The organism is Novosphingobium olei (genome assembly GCF_012927405.1).
Taxonomy (GTDB): domain Bacteria; phylum Pseudomonadota; class Alphaproteobacteria; order Sphingomonadales; family Sphingomonadaceae; genus Novosphingobium; species Novosphingobium olei.
In genome coordinates this window covers 39,394-56,208 of the sequence record NZ_JABBGM010000008.1, presented here as the reverse complement: position 1 = coordinate 56,208, position 16,815 = coordinate 39,394, and the positions used below count along the sequence as shown (strand labels likewise).

21 protein-coding genes are annotated in these 16,815 nt (G+C 66.6%); 9 read left to right on the top strand and 12 right to left on the bottom strand.

Annotated elements, in window-relative coordinates; genetic code table 11:
• Nucleotides 1–20: 20 nt before the first annotated feature.
• Together HHL27_RS16125 and HHL27_RS16120 are read right to left on the bottom strand one after the other, a co-directional pair.
• Entirely contained in the window at nt 21–656 is a 636-nt protein-coding gene (locus HHL27_RS16125; protein WP_169494415.1) for a CoA transferase subunit B, read from the bottom strand.
• A complete protein-coding gene (locus HHL27_RS16120) occupies nt 656–1,366 on the bottom strand; it encodes a CoA transferase subunit A (protein ID WP_169494414.1) in 711 nt (236 codons plus the stop codon). Before HHL27_RS16120 ends, HHL27_RS16125 begins: the two co-directional genes overlap by 1 nt.
• An 88-nt stretch (nt 1,367–1,454) precedes the next feature.
• Between HHL27_RS16120 and HHL27_RS16115 the strand changes: the two genes are divergently transcribed.
• Nucleotides 1,455–2,318 (top strand): LysR family transcriptional regulator, encoded by an 864-nt coding sequence (locus HHL27_RS16115; RefSeq protein ID WP_169494413.1) that lies wholly within the window; start codon nt 1,455–1,457, stop codon nt 2,316–2,318.
• Between the two features lie 2 nt (nt 2,319–2,320).
• On the opposite strand, the gene HHL27_RS16110 is transcribed toward HHL27_RS16115, so the two are convergent.
• Nucleotides 2,321–2,977, bottom strand: a complete 657-nt coding sequence (locus tag HHL27_RS16110) for an HAD-IA family hydrolase (RefSeq protein WP_169494412.1) — start codon at nt 2,975–2,977, stop codon at nt 2,321–2,323.
• A 199-nt stretch (nt 2,978–3,176) separates the two neighbouring features.
• Here HHL27_RS16110 and HHL27_RS16105 point away from each other — a divergent pair, with 199 nt between their 5' ends.
• The 3 genes from HHL27_RS16105 to HHL27_RS16095 are packed head-to-tail and all read left to right on the top strand — an operon-like array spanning nt 3,177 to nt 5,274.
• Complete coding sequence (locus HHL27_RS16105; protein WP_169494411.1) at nt 3,177–3,956, top strand: universal stress protein; 780 nt, start codon at nt 3,177–3,179, stop codon at nt 3,954–3,956.
• 53 nt (nt 3,957–4,009) lie between these two features.
• Nucleotides 4,010–4,483 carry a COG3650 family protein gene (locus tag HHL27_RS16100; protein ID WP_169494410.1) on the top strand — a complete coding sequence of 158 codons (474 nt, stop codon included), beginning with the start codon at nt 4,010–4,012 and terminating at the stop codon, nt 4,481–4,483.
• A 32-nt stretch (nt 4,484–4,515) separates the two neighbouring features.
• Entirely contained in the window at nt 4,516–5,274 is a 759-nt protein-coding gene (locus tag HHL27_RS16095) for a class I SAM-dependent methyltransferase (RefSeq protein ID WP_169494409.1), read from the top strand.
• 209 nt (nt 5,275–5,483) lie between these two features.
• Here HHL27_RS16095 and HHL27_RS16090 read toward each other — a convergent pair whose 3' ends face one another.
• Nucleotides 5,484–5,930, bottom strand: coding sequence for a DUF983 domain-containing protein (locus tag HHL27_RS16090; protein WP_169494408.1), 447 nt, complete (start codon nt 5,928–5,930; stop codon nt 5,484–5,486).
• A 96-nt stretch (nt 5,931–6,026) separates the two neighbouring features.
• Between HHL27_RS16090 and HHL27_RS16085 the strand changes: the two genes are divergently transcribed.
• The gene (locus HHL27_RS16085; protein ID WP_169494407.1) at nt 6,027–6,689 is read left to right on the top strand and encodes a ferritin-like domain-containing protein; all 663 of its coding nucleotides are present in this window, start codon (nt 6,027–6,029) and stop codon (nt 6,687–6,689) included.
• 8 nt (nt 6,690–6,697) lie between these two features.
• Here HHL27_RS16085 and HHL27_RS16080 read toward each other — a convergent pair whose 3' ends face one another.
• The 5 genes from HHL27_RS16080 to HHL27_RS16060 form a co-directional block, all read right to left on the bottom strand.
• Entirely contained in the window at nt 6,698–8,260 is a 1,563-nt protein-coding gene (locus HHL27_RS16080) for a DHA2 family efflux MFS transporter permease subunit (RefSeq protein ID WP_169494406.1), read from the bottom strand.
• The gene (locus tag HHL27_RS16075) at nt 8,244–9,314 is read right to left on the bottom strand and encodes an HlyD family secretion protein (RefSeq protein WP_169494405.1); all 1,071 of its coding nucleotides are present in this window, start codon (nt 9,312–9,314) and stop codon (nt 8,244–8,246) included. Before HHL27_RS16075 ends, HHL27_RS16080 begins: the two co-directional genes overlap by 17 nt.
• Before the next feature lie 5 nt (nt 9,315–9,319).
• Entirely contained in the window at nt 9,320–9,796 is a 477-nt protein-coding gene (locus tag HHL27_RS16070) for a MarR family winged helix-turn-helix transcriptional regulator (protein WP_169494404.1), read from the bottom strand.
• Nucleotides 9,797–9,881: 85 nt separating this feature from the next.
• Nucleotides 9,882–10,763: an NAD(P)H-hydrate dehydratase gene (locus HHL27_RS16065; RefSeq protein ID WP_338114925.1), complete on the bottom strand. Its 882-nt coding sequence runs from the start codon at nt 10,761–10,763 to the stop codon at nt 9,882–9,884.
• The gene (locus HHL27_RS16060; RefSeq protein ID WP_169494402.1) at nt 10,756–11,562 is read right to left on the bottom strand and encodes a histidine phosphatase family protein; all 807 of its coding nucleotides are present in this window, start codon (nt 11,560–11,562) and stop codon (nt 10,756–10,758) included. Before HHL27_RS16060 ends, HHL27_RS16065 begins: the two co-directional genes overlap by 8 nt.
• 83 nt (nt 11,563–11,645) lie before the next feature.
• Here HHL27_RS16060 and HHL27_RS16055 point away from each other — a divergent pair, with 83 nt between their 5' ends.
• Together HHL27_RS16055 and HHL27_RS16050 are read left to right on the top strand one after the other, a co-directional pair.
• Nucleotides 11,646–12,257 (top strand): lysophospholipid acyltransferase family protein, encoded by a 612-nt coding sequence (locus HHL27_RS16055; protein ID WP_169494401.1) that lies wholly within the window; start codon nt 11,646–11,648, stop codon nt 12,255–12,257.
• The gene (locus HHL27_RS16050; RefSeq protein ID WP_169494400.1) at nt 12,254–13,045 is read left to right on the top strand and encodes a DUF1295 domain-containing protein; all 792 of its coding nucleotides are present in this window, start codon (nt 12,254–12,256) and stop codon (nt 13,043–13,045) included. The genes HHL27_RS16055 and HHL27_RS16050 overlap by 4 nt, the downstream gene beginning before the upstream one ends.
• Here the strand turns inward: HHL27_RS16050 and HHL27_RS16045 are convergent.
• A complete protein-coding gene (locus tag HHL27_RS16045) occupies nt 13,020–14,771 on the bottom strand; it encodes a bifunctional metallophosphatase/5'-nucleotidase (RefSeq protein ID WP_169494399.1) in 1,752 nt (583 codons plus the stop codon). The genes HHL27_RS16050 and HHL27_RS16045 overlap by 26 nt on opposite strands.
• A gap of 150 nt (nt 14,772–14,921) precedes the next feature.
• On the opposite strand from HHL27_RS16045, the gene HHL27_RS16040 reads away from it, so the two are divergent.
• Nucleotides 14,922–15,557: a TetR/AcrR family transcriptional regulator gene (locus tag HHL27_RS16040; protein ID WP_169494398.1), complete on the top strand. Its 636-nt coding sequence runs from the start codon at nt 14,922–14,924 to the stop codon at nt 15,555–15,557.
• 10 nt (nt 15,558–15,567) lie between these two features.
• Here the strand turns inward: HHL27_RS16040 and HHL27_RS16035 are convergent, their stop codons facing one another.
• Nucleotides 15,568–16,020: a thermonuclease family protein gene (locus HHL27_RS16035; protein WP_240959909.1), complete on the bottom strand. Its 453-nt coding sequence runs from the start codon at nt 16,018–16,020 to the stop codon at nt 15,568–15,570.
• A 150-nt stretch (nt 16,021–16,170) separates the two neighbouring features.
• Here HHL27_RS16035 and HHL27_RS16030 point away from each other — a divergent pair, with 150 nt between their 5' ends.
• The gene (locus tag HHL27_RS16030; RefSeq protein ID WP_206069659.1) at nt 16,171–16,329 is read left to right on the top strand and encodes a hypothetical protein; all 159 of its coding nucleotides are present in this window, start codon (nt 16,171–16,173) and stop codon (nt 16,327–16,329) included.
• A 13-nt stretch (nt 16,330–16,342) separates the two neighbouring features.
• Here HHL27_RS16030 and HHL27_RS16025 read toward each other — a convergent pair whose 3' ends face one another.
• Nucleotides 16,343–16,690 (bottom strand): DMT family protein, encoded by a 348-nt coding sequence (locus HHL27_RS16025; RefSeq protein ID WP_169494506.1) that lies wholly within the window; start codon nt 16,688–16,690, stop codon nt 16,343–16,345.
• Nucleotides 16,691–16,815 lie beyond the last annotated feature (125 nt).

Here is a 16,815-nt window from a genome sequence, read left to right as displayed (position 1 = left end):
CGACCCCGCCGCCTGCCAGATCAGGCCTCGAAGTGCGCGGTCGTCTTGGCCTTCACTTCGTCCGCCGTGACGCCGGGCGCAAGCTCGATCAGGCGGAAGGGCGAGGAATGATCGGGCCGCTGGAACACGGCAAGGTCGGTCACGATCATGTCGACAACGTTGCGCCCCGTCAGCGGCAGGGTGCAGGCCGGGATGAACTTGGGGCTCCCGTCCTTGGCACAGTGTTCCATCACCACGATGATCTTCTTGACGCCGGCGACAAGGTCCATCGCCCCGCCCATGCCCTTGATCATCTTGCCAGGCACCATCCAGTTGGCGATGTCTCCGTTCTCGGCCACTTCCATCGCACCCAGCACGGTCAGGTCGATGTGCCCGCCGCGGATCATCGCGAAGCTCTGCGCGCTGTCGAAATAGGCCGACTGCGGCAGCTCGCTGATCGTCTGCTTGCCGGCGTTGATCAGATCGGGATCTTCCTCTCCCGCGAACGGGAACGGCCCGATGCCCAGCATCCCGTTCTCGCTCTGCAGCGTCACGGTCATGCCGGCGGGGATATGGTTGGCCACCAGCGTAGGGATGCCGATGCCGAGGTTGACGTAGAAACCGTCCTCAAGCTCGCGTGCGGCCCGCGCCGCCATGTCGTCACGTGACCAGGGCATCAGGCGGTCTCCTTCTCGCGAACGGTGCGGAACTCGATCTTCTTGTCGTAGGGGCTGCCGACGATCAGCCGCTGGACGTAGACGCCTGGCAGGTGGATCGCGTCGGGATCAAGGCTGCCGGTGGGGACGATTTCCTCGACCTCGACCACGCAGACCTTGCCACAGGTGGCGGCAGGCACGTTGAAGTTGCGCGCGGTCTTGCGGAACACGACGTTGCCGGTTTCGTCCGCCTTCCACGCCTTGACGAGGGCGAGGTCGGCGAAGATGCCTTCCTCTAGGATGTAGTCTTCGCCCCGGAAGCTCTTCACTTCCTTGCCTTCGGCCACCAGCGTGCCGACGCCGGTCTTGGTGTAGAAGCCGGGGATGCCCGCGCCGCCTGCCCGCATCCGTTCGGCGAGCGTGCCCTGGGGGCAAAATTCGACCTCGAGCTCACCCGAAAGGTACTGGCGCTCGAACTCCTTGTTCTCGCCCACGTAGGACGAGATCATCTTCTTCACCTGCCGCGTGCGCAGCAGCTTGCCGATGCCTTCGTTGTCGATGCCGGCGTTGTTGCTGGCGAAGGTCAGGTCCTTCACCCTGCTGTCACGCACCGCATCGAGCAGGCGTTCGGGAATGCCGCAGAGGCCGAAGCCGCCACACGCGATCAGCAGCCCGTCGCGCAGCAGCCCGTCGAGCGCGGCGGCGGCATCGGGATAGAGCTTCTTTGCCATCAGATCCTCCGAATTGTCGGCAAAGCCTACCCCGGACAACCAATCGAAAATAGCGATACTTTTTTATCTTATCCGATAAACTGTGGTGATGCGTCGCCTGGCCCTCTTTCATCTCGAAACGCTGCTTTGGATTGCCCGGCTCGGCACCTTCCGCGCGGCCGCCGAACGGCTCAACACAACCCAGCCGGCGATATCGGCGCGAGTGCGCGAGATGGAGGAGCAACTTGGCGTCGCGCTGTTCCGCAAGGAAGGGCGCGGTGTGGTGCTGACAGCCAAGGGTCGCGAACTGGTGCGCGACTGCGAACCGCTGTTCGCCGGGTTCGAACGCGCCCTGCTGAAGGCGAGTGACTTTGCCGGCGCCACGGGCGTGGTGCGGGTGGGCGCGGGCGAGATCGCGGCGGCGACCTGCCTGCCCGGCTTCGTCAACGCGGTGGAGCAGGACCTGCCCGGCGTTTCGCTCGAGATCGAGATCGACCTGACCGCGCGGATGCTGCAGCAGGTGCAGACCGGCCGCAGCGACCTGGTGTTCCTGGCAGGCCCGGTGGCGAGCCCGGGCCTGGTCACCGCGCCGATCGGGGCGGTGGCGCTTGTCTGGGTGGCGAGTCCCGAGACCGCAAAGGCGGGGTTCGATGCGCCGTTACCGGTGTGGACGCTGCCGACCAACTCCCCAATCCACGGCGCGATGCGCGAAAGCCTTGCCGCGAACGGAATGGCGGCGCGGGGTATCGCCACCTGCAACAACGTGCGCCTGCTGATCGAGATCGTGCGCGGCGGACGCGGCGCAGCGGTGCTGCCAGAGCCGATGGTCCGCGCCGATCTTGCGAGCGGGGCGCTGGTCGAGGTGCTGCCCCGCCCGGCGCGCGAGGTCCGCTTCGAAGCCGCGATCCGCGCGCGCGAGGAAGACCCGCTGATCCTGGAACTGTTCCGCCGGGCCAGGACCCTGCGGATCTGACCTCAGGCGTTTGCCAGCAGATCGATGCCAACCGCCTGCGACAGGTCGGCGAGCGCCTGTTCACCGCTCGTCACCTTGATCGCGTGCATGCCGAGCGCGGCGGCCGGCTTGCAGTTGATGCCAAGGTCATCGAGGTAGACGCAGTCCGACGGGGCGAGGCCGAGGTGATCGCACATCATCTGGTAGATGCGCGGATCGGGCTTGCGCACGCCCGCCTTGCTGCTTTCGATCACGTGTTCGAAGCGCGCGAAGATCTGCTCCATCTCATCGGCCTTGTCACCGCTGCGGGCCATGCCCGCACCGTGTCCCGTCGGCACGTTGTTGGTGATGCAGCCGAGGCGGAAGCCCGCAGCCTTGAGCGTATCGAGCGCGCGCACCATCGCGGGGCGCACCGCGCCTGCCAGCACATCGAGCACCGCGCGGCCTTCCAGCGCGTGACCGAGCGCGGCGGCTTCTTCGCCGAACAGGCGGTCGAATTCGTCGCGGCCGATCTCGGCACGTTCGAACAGCGCCCAGGCGTTGGTGTCGGGATTGCGGGCATTGATCGAGCGGATGAAGTCCTTGGGCAATCCGCGCTCTGCCTCCAGCCGGTTGAACGCCTCGAACGGGGACGAGGTGATGACCCCGCCGAAATCGAAAATCACCGCCGCAAAGGCCATTCACCCGTTCCTCTCATGCCTGGTTTCGCGCCTTCCTTAACGGATCAACTAATCGCCGCAAGGCCCGCGCAGCGAACGCCGGCACCGCGCGCGGCCCGATGGCGCCAATTGCCTGAATTTTCGCAGATTTGACCTGGATCATGGGCGACTCGGCCCAGCGGCCCCATCGTGCCCTGGATCGAGACCAAGGAGGATCCCCATGCGCTCCATTCTCTGCCCAGCCGACAATGCCAAAACGCTCGACGATCGTGTCGAGACCGCGCTTGCCCTCGCCCGCGCCACCGATGGCCACGTGACCTTCCAGATCGCCACGCCGTTCGCGCAGATGGCGCTGTGGGAGCCGTTCGGCGGCGCCGCGCTTTCCGCCGTGGCGATCAACGAAGTGCGCGCCGAGGACGAACAGCTTGCCGCCACTCTGAACCAGCGGCTGGGCCGGCAGGACGTGCCCTTCGACGTGACCGTGGTGGACGATGGCCGCGTCGAAGGGCTGGCCGCCGCTTCGCGCTTTGCCGACGTGATCGTGGCCAGCCTCGACGATCCGGCGCTGGAGGAAGTGACGCTGGAAGTGCGCTGCCCTGTGCTGGCACTGCCACGCGGGGTGCCGATGCTGGCTTTCGATGCGCCGGTGGTGGTGGCCTGGGATGGGGGATACGAATCCGCCAACGCCCTGCGCGCCAGTCTGCCGCTGCTGCACCTTGCCCCGGCGGTCCACCTGCTGACGGTGCGCGAGAAGTCGGACGATTTTCCAGCGAGCGAGGCTGCCAGCTATCTTTCGCGGCATGGCATCCACGCCGACGTGCACGAGGTGGAGCCCAACGGGACGATCGCCTTCACCATCGAACAGACGGTGCTGCGGCTCGGCGCCGGACTGGTGGTAATGGGCCTGTTCGGCAAGAGCCGCTTGCGCGAACTGCTGCTTGGCGGGGTGTCCCGTTCGATGCTGGACCGCGCGCAAGTGCCGCTGCTGCTGGCGCATTGAGGCGGGCGCGGCTATCCTGCCCCTGACAATCCGGGGGCAGGAGATCGTTGAGCGTGAAAATCCGCCTCTCGCCCGTGATCGGGCTGGTCCTGCTGGCCGCCTGTTCCAGGCAATCCCCCTCTCCGCCGATCGATGCGACGGCGCCCGACGCTGCGGCAAGCGCAGACGTGCAGGCGCGGACGACGCCGCTGGCCGCCCCTTCTCCGGCATCAAGGGCGAGCGCGGAACCACTGGACCTGCCCCGAAAGCTGCGCGCGATCGGCACCGAACCGTTCTGGAGCGCGGACGTGGTGGGCACGACGCTGACGTACGGCACGCCCGATTTCCCCTCGGGCATGTCGATCACCGTGGCCCGGCGCGATGGTCCTGGCTTTGCCGAATGGAGCGGTGCGCTGGATGGCAAGCCGCTGACCCTACGCATCGAGAAAGGCCCTTGCAGCGATGGCATGTCCGACCGCATCTATCCCTATCGGGCCACGCGGACGATCGGTCCCGAGATCGAGCGGGGCTGCGCAAAGTCGCGCTGATCTTGTCCACGGCCTTTGAAAGGGGAGACGAGATGAAGCCGATTTCCATGCTTGCCGTGCTGGGCGCGCTGGCGCTGGCCCACTCCGCCGCAGCGGCGCCGAAAAAGGCGGCGAAGGCCGATCCGGTTGCCGCAGCAATTGCCGACAGCCACCGCAGCGATGCCAATCGCAAGCTCGATGAAAACCGGATGCCCGACAAGGTGCTGGCCTTCGCCGGGTTCAAGGCCGGAAGCGCGGTGGCGGACTGGGGCGCGGGCGGCGGGTATTACACCGAACTGCTGGCAGACGTGGTCGGGCCCAAGGGCCGGGTCTATGCCATCAACAGCCCCGCTTTTGCCAAGCCAGAAGTATGGGCAGCAATCACGCAGGCGCATCCCAACGTGCTCAGCCTGCTTGCACCGGCACAGGCGCAAGTGCTGGCGCCCGGAAGCCTCGACGGGATCTTCGCGCACCTCGAATACCACGATCTGTACTTCGTATCGGAGAAGTACCAGCACCCCGCGCTCGACGTGCCGGCCGTGCTGAAGAACTGGTTTGCGGCGGTCCGCCCCGGCGGCACCGTGGTCATCATCGACCACGTCGGCCCGGCGGGCGACCCGCGCGCGGTGGTCGACAAGTATCACCGCATCGATCCGGCACGGGTCAGAGCTGATCTGGAAGGGGCAGGCTTCGTGTTCGAAGGCAGCAGCGACGTGCTGCACCGCACTGACGATCCCCATGACGTTGGCGTCTTCGATCCTGCGGTTCGCGGCAAGACGGACCGGTTTATCCTGAAATTCCGCCGACCCTGACCTTTTTCACAGGGGTCAGTTGCATTAAATGCAACCGAATTGACCCATTTCGCACTTGCACAAAAGCCGAGTCGCGAGCATATAGGACAGGCCTTTCAGGCATCCTCTCCCAAAACTTCCAAGCCCGGCTGGCAACAGCCGGGCTTTTTTTCGGCCATCGTTTGCCGCAGCGCAGGTCGTCGCCGCCCCATCGGCACGGCGCGAACCCGTCAGTGTCTGGTGTCGTTGGGCGCGGTCCCGTTACGGGCTTCGCCCTCGCGCGCATTGAGCTTGGCCCACAGGCCTTCGGTACCCGCCTCGACCGCCTTGTTGACGTATTGCGAGGCGACCAGCCAGCCCTTGAACGGGCGCAGCGTGGCAAGGCAGCCGATGCCAAGGATCGGCACCGAGGTCAGCAGGTGGACCCACCACGGCGGATCGTAGGCAACCTGAACCCAGACCGCGATGAAGGTCAGCGGAAAGGCGGTAATGCACAGCGCGAAGAAGGCCGGACCATCGTCCGCGTTGGCAAAGCTGTAGTCGAGGCCGCAGGCCTCGCACTTGTCGGCGAGCTTGAGCCAGCCACGGAACATCGGGCCCTTGCCGCAACGCGGGCAGCGGCCCTTCCAGCCGCATTCGACGATCCAGCGGAACTTGGGATTGCTAAACAGGGCCATCGCGAGGATCCTTCCTGCCGCCGCCGATAGGCTTGCAGGGCTGCCCCTACAAGCGCTGATCGGGAACAATCGGCTTTGCCGGGAGTATACCGCGCCATGCTCAGACCGCTCAAAGCCTTCCGGGAGCGGTTCCTGGATGTCCTCGCCTCGATCTACATCTACAACGAACACCGCGGCTACACGTCGCTAGACCGCGTGCTCGAAGCAGTGCGCGCGCGATGCCCGGATGAAGCCGGGTTCATCGCCGCGGTCGAGAAGCACCGCGCGGACGAGCGCAAGCATTACGTCATGTTCCGCCGCTGGTTCGAACGGCAGGGCCGGATGCCGCTGGCGGTCGACCGGACCTGCGGGCACATCGACCATTTCATCGAGCGTGTGTTCGGCTGCCCGATCGAAGAGCTCGACACCGCGGAGATCGTCGCAAATCCAGCCCGCTTCGAACAGCTGTGCCGGGTGATCATGCTGACCGAACAGCGCGGCGTGACGCAAGTCGACGTGCTGCTGCGCAACCGGCACGTGAAGTCGGACGCGATCCTGTCGCGCATTTTCCGCATCGTGGAAAAGGACGAGCCCGACCATTGGCAGCCCTATGCACGCTGGCTGCTTAAGAACGGGCGGGCCAAGGCGCGCTGGCGCGAGGTCTGGGCCGACTGGTGCATTCACAAGTCGCTGATGCTGGTGAAGCTGCCGTCGCTGTTCCTGCGCCGGTCCACCCCGCGCATGGCCGCGTGGCCCGACGAGATCGCGCCCGCCGCGTGACCTGATGCCTAGTGGTCCGCGGCCATCTGGGGCATCGGCCCGGACGCGTTGCGGTTGACCTTGACCAGCGCGAGGACCGGGATCGTCGCCCAGCAAACCAGCGCCATCAGGAAGAAATCGTTGAGATAGGCGATCATCGCCGCCTGCTGGTTAACCATGCCATCGACCACGCGCGCGACGCTTTCCGCCGCGCCGCCATAAGCGGTGATGCGGTCGAGATCGGCAGGTACGCTCATCCGCGTGATGCGCTCGGTCAATTCGGCGTGGTTGCGCTGGATGCCCTGGCTCAGCAGCACGGTGACGACCGCGATGCCGATGGACGAACCGATCGAGCGGCACAGGTTGAGCAGGCCCGCCGCATCGGTGCGGTATTGCCCGGGCAGCGTCGAGAACGCGATCAGGTTCACCGGCATGTAGGTGAAGCTCATCCCGATGCCCTGGATCACGCCCGACACGATGATCGGCCCGGTCGGCATGTTGGGCGACCACCCCGCCATCATGTGCAACGACCATCCGGTCACCACCAGACCGATGCCCAGTGCAAGGCGCGGGTCCATCCTGCCCATGAGCTTGCCGAACACCATCATCGAGGCGAGCATGCCGATGCCGCGCGGGGCGAGCAGCAAGCCGGCGTCGATCACCGGATAGCCATAGAGGTTCTGCAGCAGCCCCGGCATCAGCGCCGAGACCGAGATCAGGATCGAGCCCATCAGGAACTGCAGGCCCATGCTGACGACGAAGTTGGGATCGGAAAAGATGCGCCGGGCGTAGATCGGACGGGGCGTGGTGGAAAGATGCACCACCGTCAACCACGCGCCCACCGCAGCGATGACCGCATAGGTGACGATTTCACCAGAGCCGAACCAGTCCTTGGTTTCGCCCCGGTCGAGCATCAGCTGGAAGGCGGACAGGGCGAGCGCGACGAACAGCCAGCCGAGGATATCCATGCGCTGCGGGCGGACCTGCGTGCGTGGAAGCAGCGCAACGAGCACGAGCGCGGCGAAGATCCCCACGGGCACGTTGATGAAGAACACCCAGCGCCAGTCCGAATTCTCGGTGATCCAGCCACCCAGCACCGGCCCGGCGATGGGGCCGAGCATGATGCCCTGGCTGAACAGGCTCATCATCTTGGGACGTTCTTCGGGTGTCGACACGTCAAGCATGACGGTCTGTGCGAACGGGCCGAGAAAGGCACCGAACAGACCTTGTGCGACGCGGAACAGCACCATCTGGGTAAGGCTCTGCGACAGGCCGCAAAGCACCGAGGCAGCCGTGAAGCCGATCACGCAGATGACGAAGACACGGCGCAAACCGAAGTTCGAGACGAGCCAGCCGCCCAGCGGCAGCGCCACCGCCGAGGCCAGCACGTAGCTGGTCAGCACCCAGGTGATCGTCTCCTGCGTGGCTGAAAGGGACGCGCGCATGTGGGGCAGCGCCACGTTGGCGATCGTGGTGTCGAGGATCTGCATGACCATCGCGGCCATCACCGCGACGATCAGCAGCGGCCGGTTCGCCGTCTGCAATGGCGCCGCCGGCGCGGCGGCAGCGGGCGATTCAGTCCTTGCCGACATGGACCTTGACCAGCGCGCTGAGCCCCGCGATCAGCGGACGGTCGGTCTTTTCGTCGATGGCGATGCGCACGGGCACGCGCTGGATCACCTTGACCCAGTTGCCGGTGGCGTTCTGTGCCGGGAGCACGGCGAATTCGGAACCGGTTCCCACGCCGATCGAATCGACATGGCCCTTGAGCCTGAGGCCTGGATAGGCATCGAGCCGGATTTCCGCCGGCTGGCCCGCGCGCATCCGGGCAAGGTCGGTTTCCTTGAAGTTCGCTTCGACCCGCGCGCCTTCGTCGCGCACGATCGAGAGCATCGGCACGCCGGCAAAGACCATCTGGCCGATCTGCAGGCGATTGATCTGGGTGACGCGGCCATCGGCCGGCGCGCGCACGACGGTGCGCGTCATGTCGAGCGCGGCCTTGGCGCGGACTGCCTGGGCGGCGGCGATGGCGGGATTGACGCCCGGCACCTGCGCGCCGTTGGCAAGCTGGGCCTGCGACTTGGCGACCTCGGCCTCGAGCGCGCGAAGCTTGTCGCGCGCGCTGGCGACGGCAAAATCGGCCTGGTCCATGCTGGCGCGGGTGTTGAAGCCGCGATCCATCAGCGCCTTTCCGCGCGCATAGTTGGCTTCTGCGAGCCGCACTTCATCGCGCGCGGCGGCAAGATCGGCAGCGCTGGCGCCGACGTCGGCCTGCAGCGCCGTGACCTTGGCCTGTGCCGAGGCGATCTGCGCATCGGCCTGCTGCATCGCCACGCGGAACGAGGAGGGATCGATGGTGAACAGCACGTCGCCCGCCTTGACGTGCTGATTGTCGCGCACCGCCACCTTGACGATGAGCCCATTCACTTCAGCGGCGATCGAGACGATGTCCTGCTTGACATAGGCATTGTCGGTTTCGACCTCGCCCGGGCTGCCGAACCAGTACCACAAGCCCCCGCCGATGATCAGCGCGGGGACAACGGTCATCAGCACGAGGCGAACGCGCTTGCGGCGCGTGGCGGCGGCATGCTCCTTCGCCGCCTGGGCAGCGTCCTGGTGGATAGGGAACGGGTCGGCTTCGGCCATCGCTGTCACTCGGCTGCAATTCTGGAAGTTAAGGGAGAGGAAGCGCCAGGCGTTTCGCCCGGCGCATCGTCGAGAAGGTTGGCGCGCACCCGTCCGAGGAGGGTGAGCAGCATTTCGTGTTCGTCTTCGGAGAGGCCCTGCAGCGCTTCGGCAAAGACATCGTCGGCGCATTCGCGCAAATGCGCCATTTGCGGATCGGCGGCCTCGGTCAGGAACAGGCGCCAGGCGCGACGGTCGGCAGGATCTGGTCGCCGTTCGACGAGGCCCGCCTTTTCGAGCCGGTCGATCATCCGTCCGGCGGTGATCGCCTCCACTTCAAGCCAGGTGGCGAGCGCGCACTGGTTCATGCCCGGCGAGCGCTGAAGCGCGGCGAGCACGCGCCATTGCGGGCCGGTGACGCCGAGCGTGCGCGCCGCGACATCGAACCGCTTGCGGATCAGGCGACTGACATCCGCGGACAGGAAGGCAACGTTGTTCTGCATTTTCCATGGCGATAATAACCATGCTTATTACCGTCAAGGAAGCTCGAACTAGTCATAGCCCTTATGAGGCCGGTGCGGCCTTGGGTCAGAGCGCCCGCATCAGCCCCGGAACATGCGCGAGCAGTTCGCGGGCGAGGAAGCCCAGCGGGCCAGTCTGTTCGGCGCAGCGCCGCCCCGCCTCCCCATGGAGCCACACCGCCCATGCCGCTGCGATCCGCGGCGATGCGCCGCGCGCGGCAAGCCCGGCAACGATGCCGGCCATGACATCGCCCGATCCGCCGGTCGCCAGCCCCACACCGCCGCCGGCATAGGCGAGCGCTTCGGCCCCCGGCGCCGCGACGAGGCTGGTTGCGCCCTTCAGCACACAGACCGCGCCGAAGCGTTCAGCGGCGCGGCGCACGGCAGCGGGGCGGTCCGCCTCTATCGCTTCGGCCGGTTCGCCAAGCAGCGCGGCCATTTCCCCGATGTGCGGCGTGAGCACGGCGGGTCGCGCGCGCCGGGCAACCTTTGCGCCGTGTTCTGCCAGAACCATGAGCGCGCCCGCATCGAGCACCAGTTCGGCATCGCCATCGTGGGACAGCAGATCGCCGACCAGACGACGCGCCGCATCGTGGCAAGCAACGGCGGGGCCGGCGATCACCGCATCGGCCCTGCCCGCAAGCGTATCCAGCAACGCCCCGCAGGCGCCCAGCTCACCGTTCTCTGCCTCTGGCATGGCGTGGACGGCGATTTCGGGCATGGCGACGCCCAGCGCCATCGCCGCGCTGGCGATCGTGGCGACCTGCACCTTCCCCGCGCCCGCGCGCAACGCGGCTTCGGCGGTGAGGCGAATGCCGCCAGGAACGGTAACGCAACCGCCGACGACAAGCACCCTGCCCCGGCCGTTCTTGTCCGCATCCGAAGCGGGTTGCGGCAGCGGGTGCGCGCGCAGCCAGTCGCTATCGAGCGGTTCGAGCCGTTCACCCACGCGCGGCGACCATCTTGTCAGGCGCGGCGGTGACGGGGGTGTCATCAGCAACCATCGGCGCGGTGACGTTGTAGCGGGCGAGCACCAGCGCGCCGTGGTGGCCCGCTTCCGGATCGAACCGATATTCGGTGATGCCGCAGTTGGCGACATCGCCTTCGCGGTCGATCGCCAGCACCTGCGCTTCGTCCAGCCCTTCGATGATGTAGCGCAGACACAGCACCACCACCTGATGGGCGACGATCATCACCCGGCGACCGGCATGGTGGAGCGAAACCGTGTCCATCAACGCGCGCAGGCGGAAGATCACGTCGACCCACGATTCCCCGCCGGGCGGGCGGTGGTAGAACTTGCCGAGCAGGCGGCGCAGTTCGGCCTGTTCGGGCTGGAGTTCGTGAATGCCGCTGGTGGTCAGGCCATCGAGGATGCCGAACTCCTTCTCGCGCAGGCGTTCGTCGATGCACACCGGCTCATCGGGGGTGCAGCCGCCATTGGCGCGGAAAAGCTGCGCAGTTTCCACCGCGCGGACATAGGGCGAGGCCAGCAGAACTTCGGGCCGGCCATCCTCGTGCGCTTCGGCGAACCAGCGCCCGAGCGCCGTTGCCTGCTGCCGGCCGAGATCGGACAAGGGCACGTCCACATCACGGTGGGTGAGCGGGATGCGCGCAAGGCCCTGTTCGGTGGCGGCATCGCGCGCCAGGTTGCCGGCGCTTTGCCCGTGGCGCACGATCCACAGCACCGCCGGCCAGCGCGAAGCGCCAAGTGGCGGATAAGGCGAGGGAATTTCCGATGCTCTGTCCATCTGCGGGCAACGGCACCAAGGGGCGGCTTGTTCCCTTCGACAATCCGGCCGGGCTGCGATAATCTCGACCGCGGGAGATGGGGATGACCGATACCGTTGCGCCACAAGCGCGGCCGAGCCTGCTGTCGCGGCTGATGCGGCGGGCGCTGCTGTGGTTCTATCGCCGGCAGGGCTGGACCGCGGTGGGGACGCCCCCGCCGGACGGACGCTACGTGATCATCGCCGCGCCGCACACCTCGAACTGGGACTTCGTCTATTTCCTCGGCCTGGTGAACGCGCTCGGGCTCGATGCGCGGTTCATGGCCAAGGACAGTCTGTTCCGCTGGCCACTGGGGCGCTTCATGCGCGACATGGGCGGCATCGCGATCGACCGCAAGCAGCGGCGCAACGTGGTGCAGGCGATGGTCGAGGAGTTCCGCAACCGTGACCGCTTCGTCCTGACGATAGCGCCCGAAGGCACGCGCAGTGCGGTGACCGAATGGCGCACGGGCTTCTACCAGATCGCGCTGGCCGCTGGCGTGCCGATGGTGGTGGGGCTGATGGATTATGGCACCAAGACCGGCGGGCTGGGCCCCACCATCATGCCGAGCGGCGATTACAAGGCCGACATGCGCAAGATCGCCGCGATCTACCAGACGGTCACCCCCCGCCACCCGGAGCGCGGCATCCGCAATTTCGAGGATCTCCTGTCATGATGCACGTGCTTGTGATCAATGCCGCTGTCCTTGCGCTGGCAATGCTGGTGCTGTGGCGGATCGCGGTGCGGATCGGCGACGTCAGCTTCGTCGACGCGGTGTGGGCGGGCGGGATGGCCGGCCTTGCGCTGCTGACGCTGGCGCAGGTCGGCGCGGATGCGCCCTTGCGCGCGGTGCTGATAGCGGCGGCAACGACGATCTGGGGCGTCCGGCTGGCGCTCCACCTCTACCGCCGCTGGCGCGCGAACGGAGAGGATCCGCGTTATGCCCGCATTCTGGGCAAGGCCAAGGCCGAGGGGCGCTTTGCCATCGCCGCGCTGACCATCGTGTTCGCGATGCAGGGCGTGCTGCTCTACCTGACCTGCCTGCCCGCCCAACTCGGTATCCTGGCGCCGGGGCAAGGCGCGCCCGGAGCGCTGGTGGCGGCGGGCGCGCTGCTGTGGCTGGTGGGCTTCGTGTTCGAAAGCGTGGGCGATGCGCAACTGGCGCGTTTCCGCGCCGATCCGGCGAACAAGGGCAAGGTGCTCGACACGGGCCTGTGGCGCTACACCCGCCACCCCAATTATTTCGGCGACACCTGCGTGTGGTGGGGCATCTGGCTGATGGCGGCCGATGCCGGGCTGCCGGTCGCGCTGGCCGGCCTGATCGGGCCGGTATTCCTGACCTTCACGCTGACGAAGTGGTCGGGCAAGCCGATGCTCGAACGCGGCATGGCCAAGCGCCGACCGGACTACGCCGAATACGTGCGCCGGACCTCGGGCTTCATCCCGCTGCCCCCGCGAAAGTGACGCGCTGTTCGGCCGGCACGGTGCGCATCGGCGCAGCGCGCAGCCAGCTTTCGAGCGCATCGATGTCGGTCGGGCCGGTCACCGCCTCGGGCTTGTTGGCAAGGATGGTGAAGCCATCGCCGCCTTGCGAAAGGAAGCCGTTGATCGTCACGCGATAGCGCGCGGTCATGTCGAGCGGCTTGCCGTTGAAGGTGATCGAGGCGATCCGGCTGCCCACCGGCCTGCTGCGATCGACCACATAGGCAAAGCCAGACGAGGGCGCGAGCGCCTGGTCGGGCCCGTTGTCGTCGAAGCCCTGTTCGAGCACTGCCTTGATCTCGGCGCCGGTGAGCGTTTCGGTCACCACCTGGTTGCCGAAGGGCTGGACCTGATAGATGTCGCCGAAAGTCAGCGAACCGTCGGCGGCGGGGACCAGCGAAGCGCGGATGCCGAAGGGGTTCATAAACGCGATCTGCGCGCCGGCGCTGGCCGTCGCGTCACGCTGGGCATCGGCGATGACGTTGCCGAGCGTGCCGCCCACGCCGCTTTCGGCGCCCTCGCCCTTGGTCGCCGGGCCCGACAGCTTGCCCACGCCGCGCGCGGTATAGGCCTTGGACGCGTCGACATAGCGCTGCACATAGGCGGCAATGTCCGGGCGCGGGGCGAACTGCGGATAGATGTCGGTATTGCCGAGCGGCCCACGCGACGAGGTGTAGGGCACCGACTGGACGATGACGTTGTGCGCGCTCTTCGCAACGACCTTGTGCGCGACGGGGTCGATCTCGAGCCGGATGTCGGTGATTTCCTTGCCATAGACCCCGGCGCTGGTCAGCAGCACGGGGTGGGCCGGATCCTGCTGGCTCCAGTCGCAGACATAGTCCCAGTGGGTGTGGCCGGAAACGACCAGATCGACCCGCGGGTCAAGCCGCGCGAGGATCGGCTTGATGTCGCCCACCAGCTGGTTGCAGCCGTTGGGATCGGGCGCCCCTTGCGTCTTGCCGCCCTGGTGGATCAGCACGACGATGGCATCGGCCCCTTGCGCCTTGAGCTGGGGGACGGCGGCGTTGATCGTGTCCGCCTCGTCGGCGAAGGTCAGGCCCTTGATCCCCGCCGGGCTGACGAGATCGGTCGTGCCCTTGAGCGTCAGGCCGATGACGCCGATCGATACCTTGCGCTTTCCGGTGCCGAAGCTGCGGATGCCGGTGGCGGGGAAAAGCGGGCTGCCGTTCTCGGTCAGCGTGCTGGCGGCCAGGTAGCGGAAGCTGGCGCCGGGGAACTTCTCCAGCTGGCAGGGTTCCTTGGCGGTGAACTTCGCACAGCCGCCGTTCTGCATCCGCAGCAGCTCGTCCCGCCCACGGTCGAATTCGTGGTTGCCGACGGCGTTGAAATCGACGCCGAGGCGGTTCATCACGCCGACGGTCGGCTCGTCGAGGTAGAGCGAGGAGGCGAGCTGCGAGGCGCTGATCATGTCACCCGCTGAAACCGTCAGGTGATTGGGATACTTCGACCGCAGCGATTCGAGCGCCGAGGCGAACCACGCCGCGCCCCCCGCGGGCACCTGCACCTGCCCACCCTTGCCGTCGGGCGCGATGACCGACTGGCGCGGGGGCTCCAGGCTGCCGTGGAAATCGTTGAACGCGATGATCCCCACTTCGACCGGCGCCGCGGCCTGATGCACCGACGGCGTGGCGCAACCGGCCAGCAGGGCGGCGGCAAGGAGCGGCGCGGTGCGAAACGATCGGGGCATGCGATTTCCTGTTTTTTGTTTCGGTTGCAACGTGATGGCATCCCTAGCCGGTGCGCGTGACGGTTGGAAGGCACCGCTCTTCATTGAAACGGCCGCATGCACTCCCTACAATCGCCGATAGGCCCATCTGCCGGGGAACAGGAAGCAGCGATGAACCGCGCCCAGACTGATATCGAGGCGACCCGCGAACGTCTCGTCGAGATCGCGACAGCGCTGCTGGAAGAGCGGGGCAGCCCAGCCTTGACGATGCAGGAACTGGCGATCCGCGCCGGGATGTCGCCCGCAACCGTCTACCGCTATTTCGAGGACAAGGACGCGCTGCTCGAAGCGCTGGCCGAATACTGGTTCCGCCCCAAGGTTGCGGCGATGGAGGAAGTGGTCGCCAGCGACCTGCCCGCACGGCGCAAGATGTACGAGTTCTTCGCGCGGCGCTTCACCATGATGCGCAAGGTCTATCAGGCCGATCCGGTAGCCTTCCAGAGCTATATCGACATCGGCAACGAACACTTCGAACAAGTGCGCAGCTACGTCGACCTGGCAGATCACTACCTTGGCGTGATCATCGGCGAGGCGATGGGCGAGGGCTTTTTCGCAGGGCTGGGCGTTGATGAGACGATCAGCCTGGTCAACCAGATGGTGGCGCCATACTGCGCCATCGGCACCATGACGATGTTCATGGAGCGGCTGACCGAGGAAAAGCTCGCCCGGATCATCGACGCGGTGTTCGATGGCCTGTCCGCCGCCGATCGGGGTGCCAAGGGCGTGACCGACCTGCGCGCGGCCTGACTGCGCGCGATCAGGCTGCGGCGCACCAGTTGCCGCGCCGCCCCTTCCAGCGTTCCGCCAACCCTTCGCGCTCAAGCCTGCCGCCCAGGCTTTGGCCGTCGCGCAGCACCACGCGCAGCGCCCGGCCATAGCGATCGGTCGTGCGCGCGCCTTCGACGGCCAGCGAGAACGGCCCGTCGTTGAGCAACTGGATCAGGCGCTGGGTGGCTGCAGCGCCAAGCTCCGCCTCATAAGGGCAGGAAGGGTGGCCGACTTCGGGCGCATTGATGTCGGCGATGCGGATCTTGGTGCCACGATACCAGAAGGTGTCGCCATCGACGACGCACGTGACGCGGCGCGCGGCGCCGCAGGATGCGAAGCTGGCGGTTTCGGTATCACGGCTCCGTGCCGGCACCGCGCAGGCGGCGAAGAGGGCAAGCAGGGCGAACGACAAAGGCACAAGGCGCAGGGCAGGAATGGGCATGGGTGGGCCGTGCAATGCGCGCATAGCCCCGTCTGTTCCGGAAGAAACCCCATCCGTACGGCACCTTAGGGCTGGTTCTGCGCCCAGCCGCACCGATCAGGAAATGATTAACCTCGCCTGCGGTAATCTTGTCCCATGTTCGGTTATCGCATGATCTTTCGCAGCCGCTGGGGCGCGCTGCTTTGGGCGGCAGGCATCCTGATCACCGCTTGGCGCCTGACGCCATCGGCCGATGAGACGCCCAGCGATGACGCTTCGGCCCATGCCCACGTCAATCCCTGGGCCAAGGATCCTCCCAAGGAAGGCTGATCGGCAGGATCGGTCAGCGCCCGACGAACAGAAAGCCGACCGCGCCCATCAGGCAGGCAAAGGCCGCGAAGTGCCGCCAGTGCAGCGGCTCGCCCAGCACGAACACCATGAACGCGCCGAACACCACGAGCGCGATCGCCTCCTGCACGACCTTGAGCTGCCCCGCGCTCCAGCCGGCGGCAAAGCCGATGCGGTTGGCGGGCACCGCAAAGCAGTATTCGACGAAGGCGAGTCCCCAGCTGACCAGGATCACCATCACGATCGGCCGGCTTTCGGCGACCTGTGGGCCGCCTTTGAGATGCCAGTACCAGGCGGTGGTCATAAACATGTTGGAGAAGATCAGCAGCAGGATCGTGGGCAAGGCGATGCGCTCCGGATGGGTCCAGCCTGCCGCTCTGCGCCCCATGCGCACGCGCTGCAAGCCGCGATGTTTTGCAAGTTGTTAATGTTGGATCGGTAATCTCTGCCAGGCCGGAAAACTGCGAC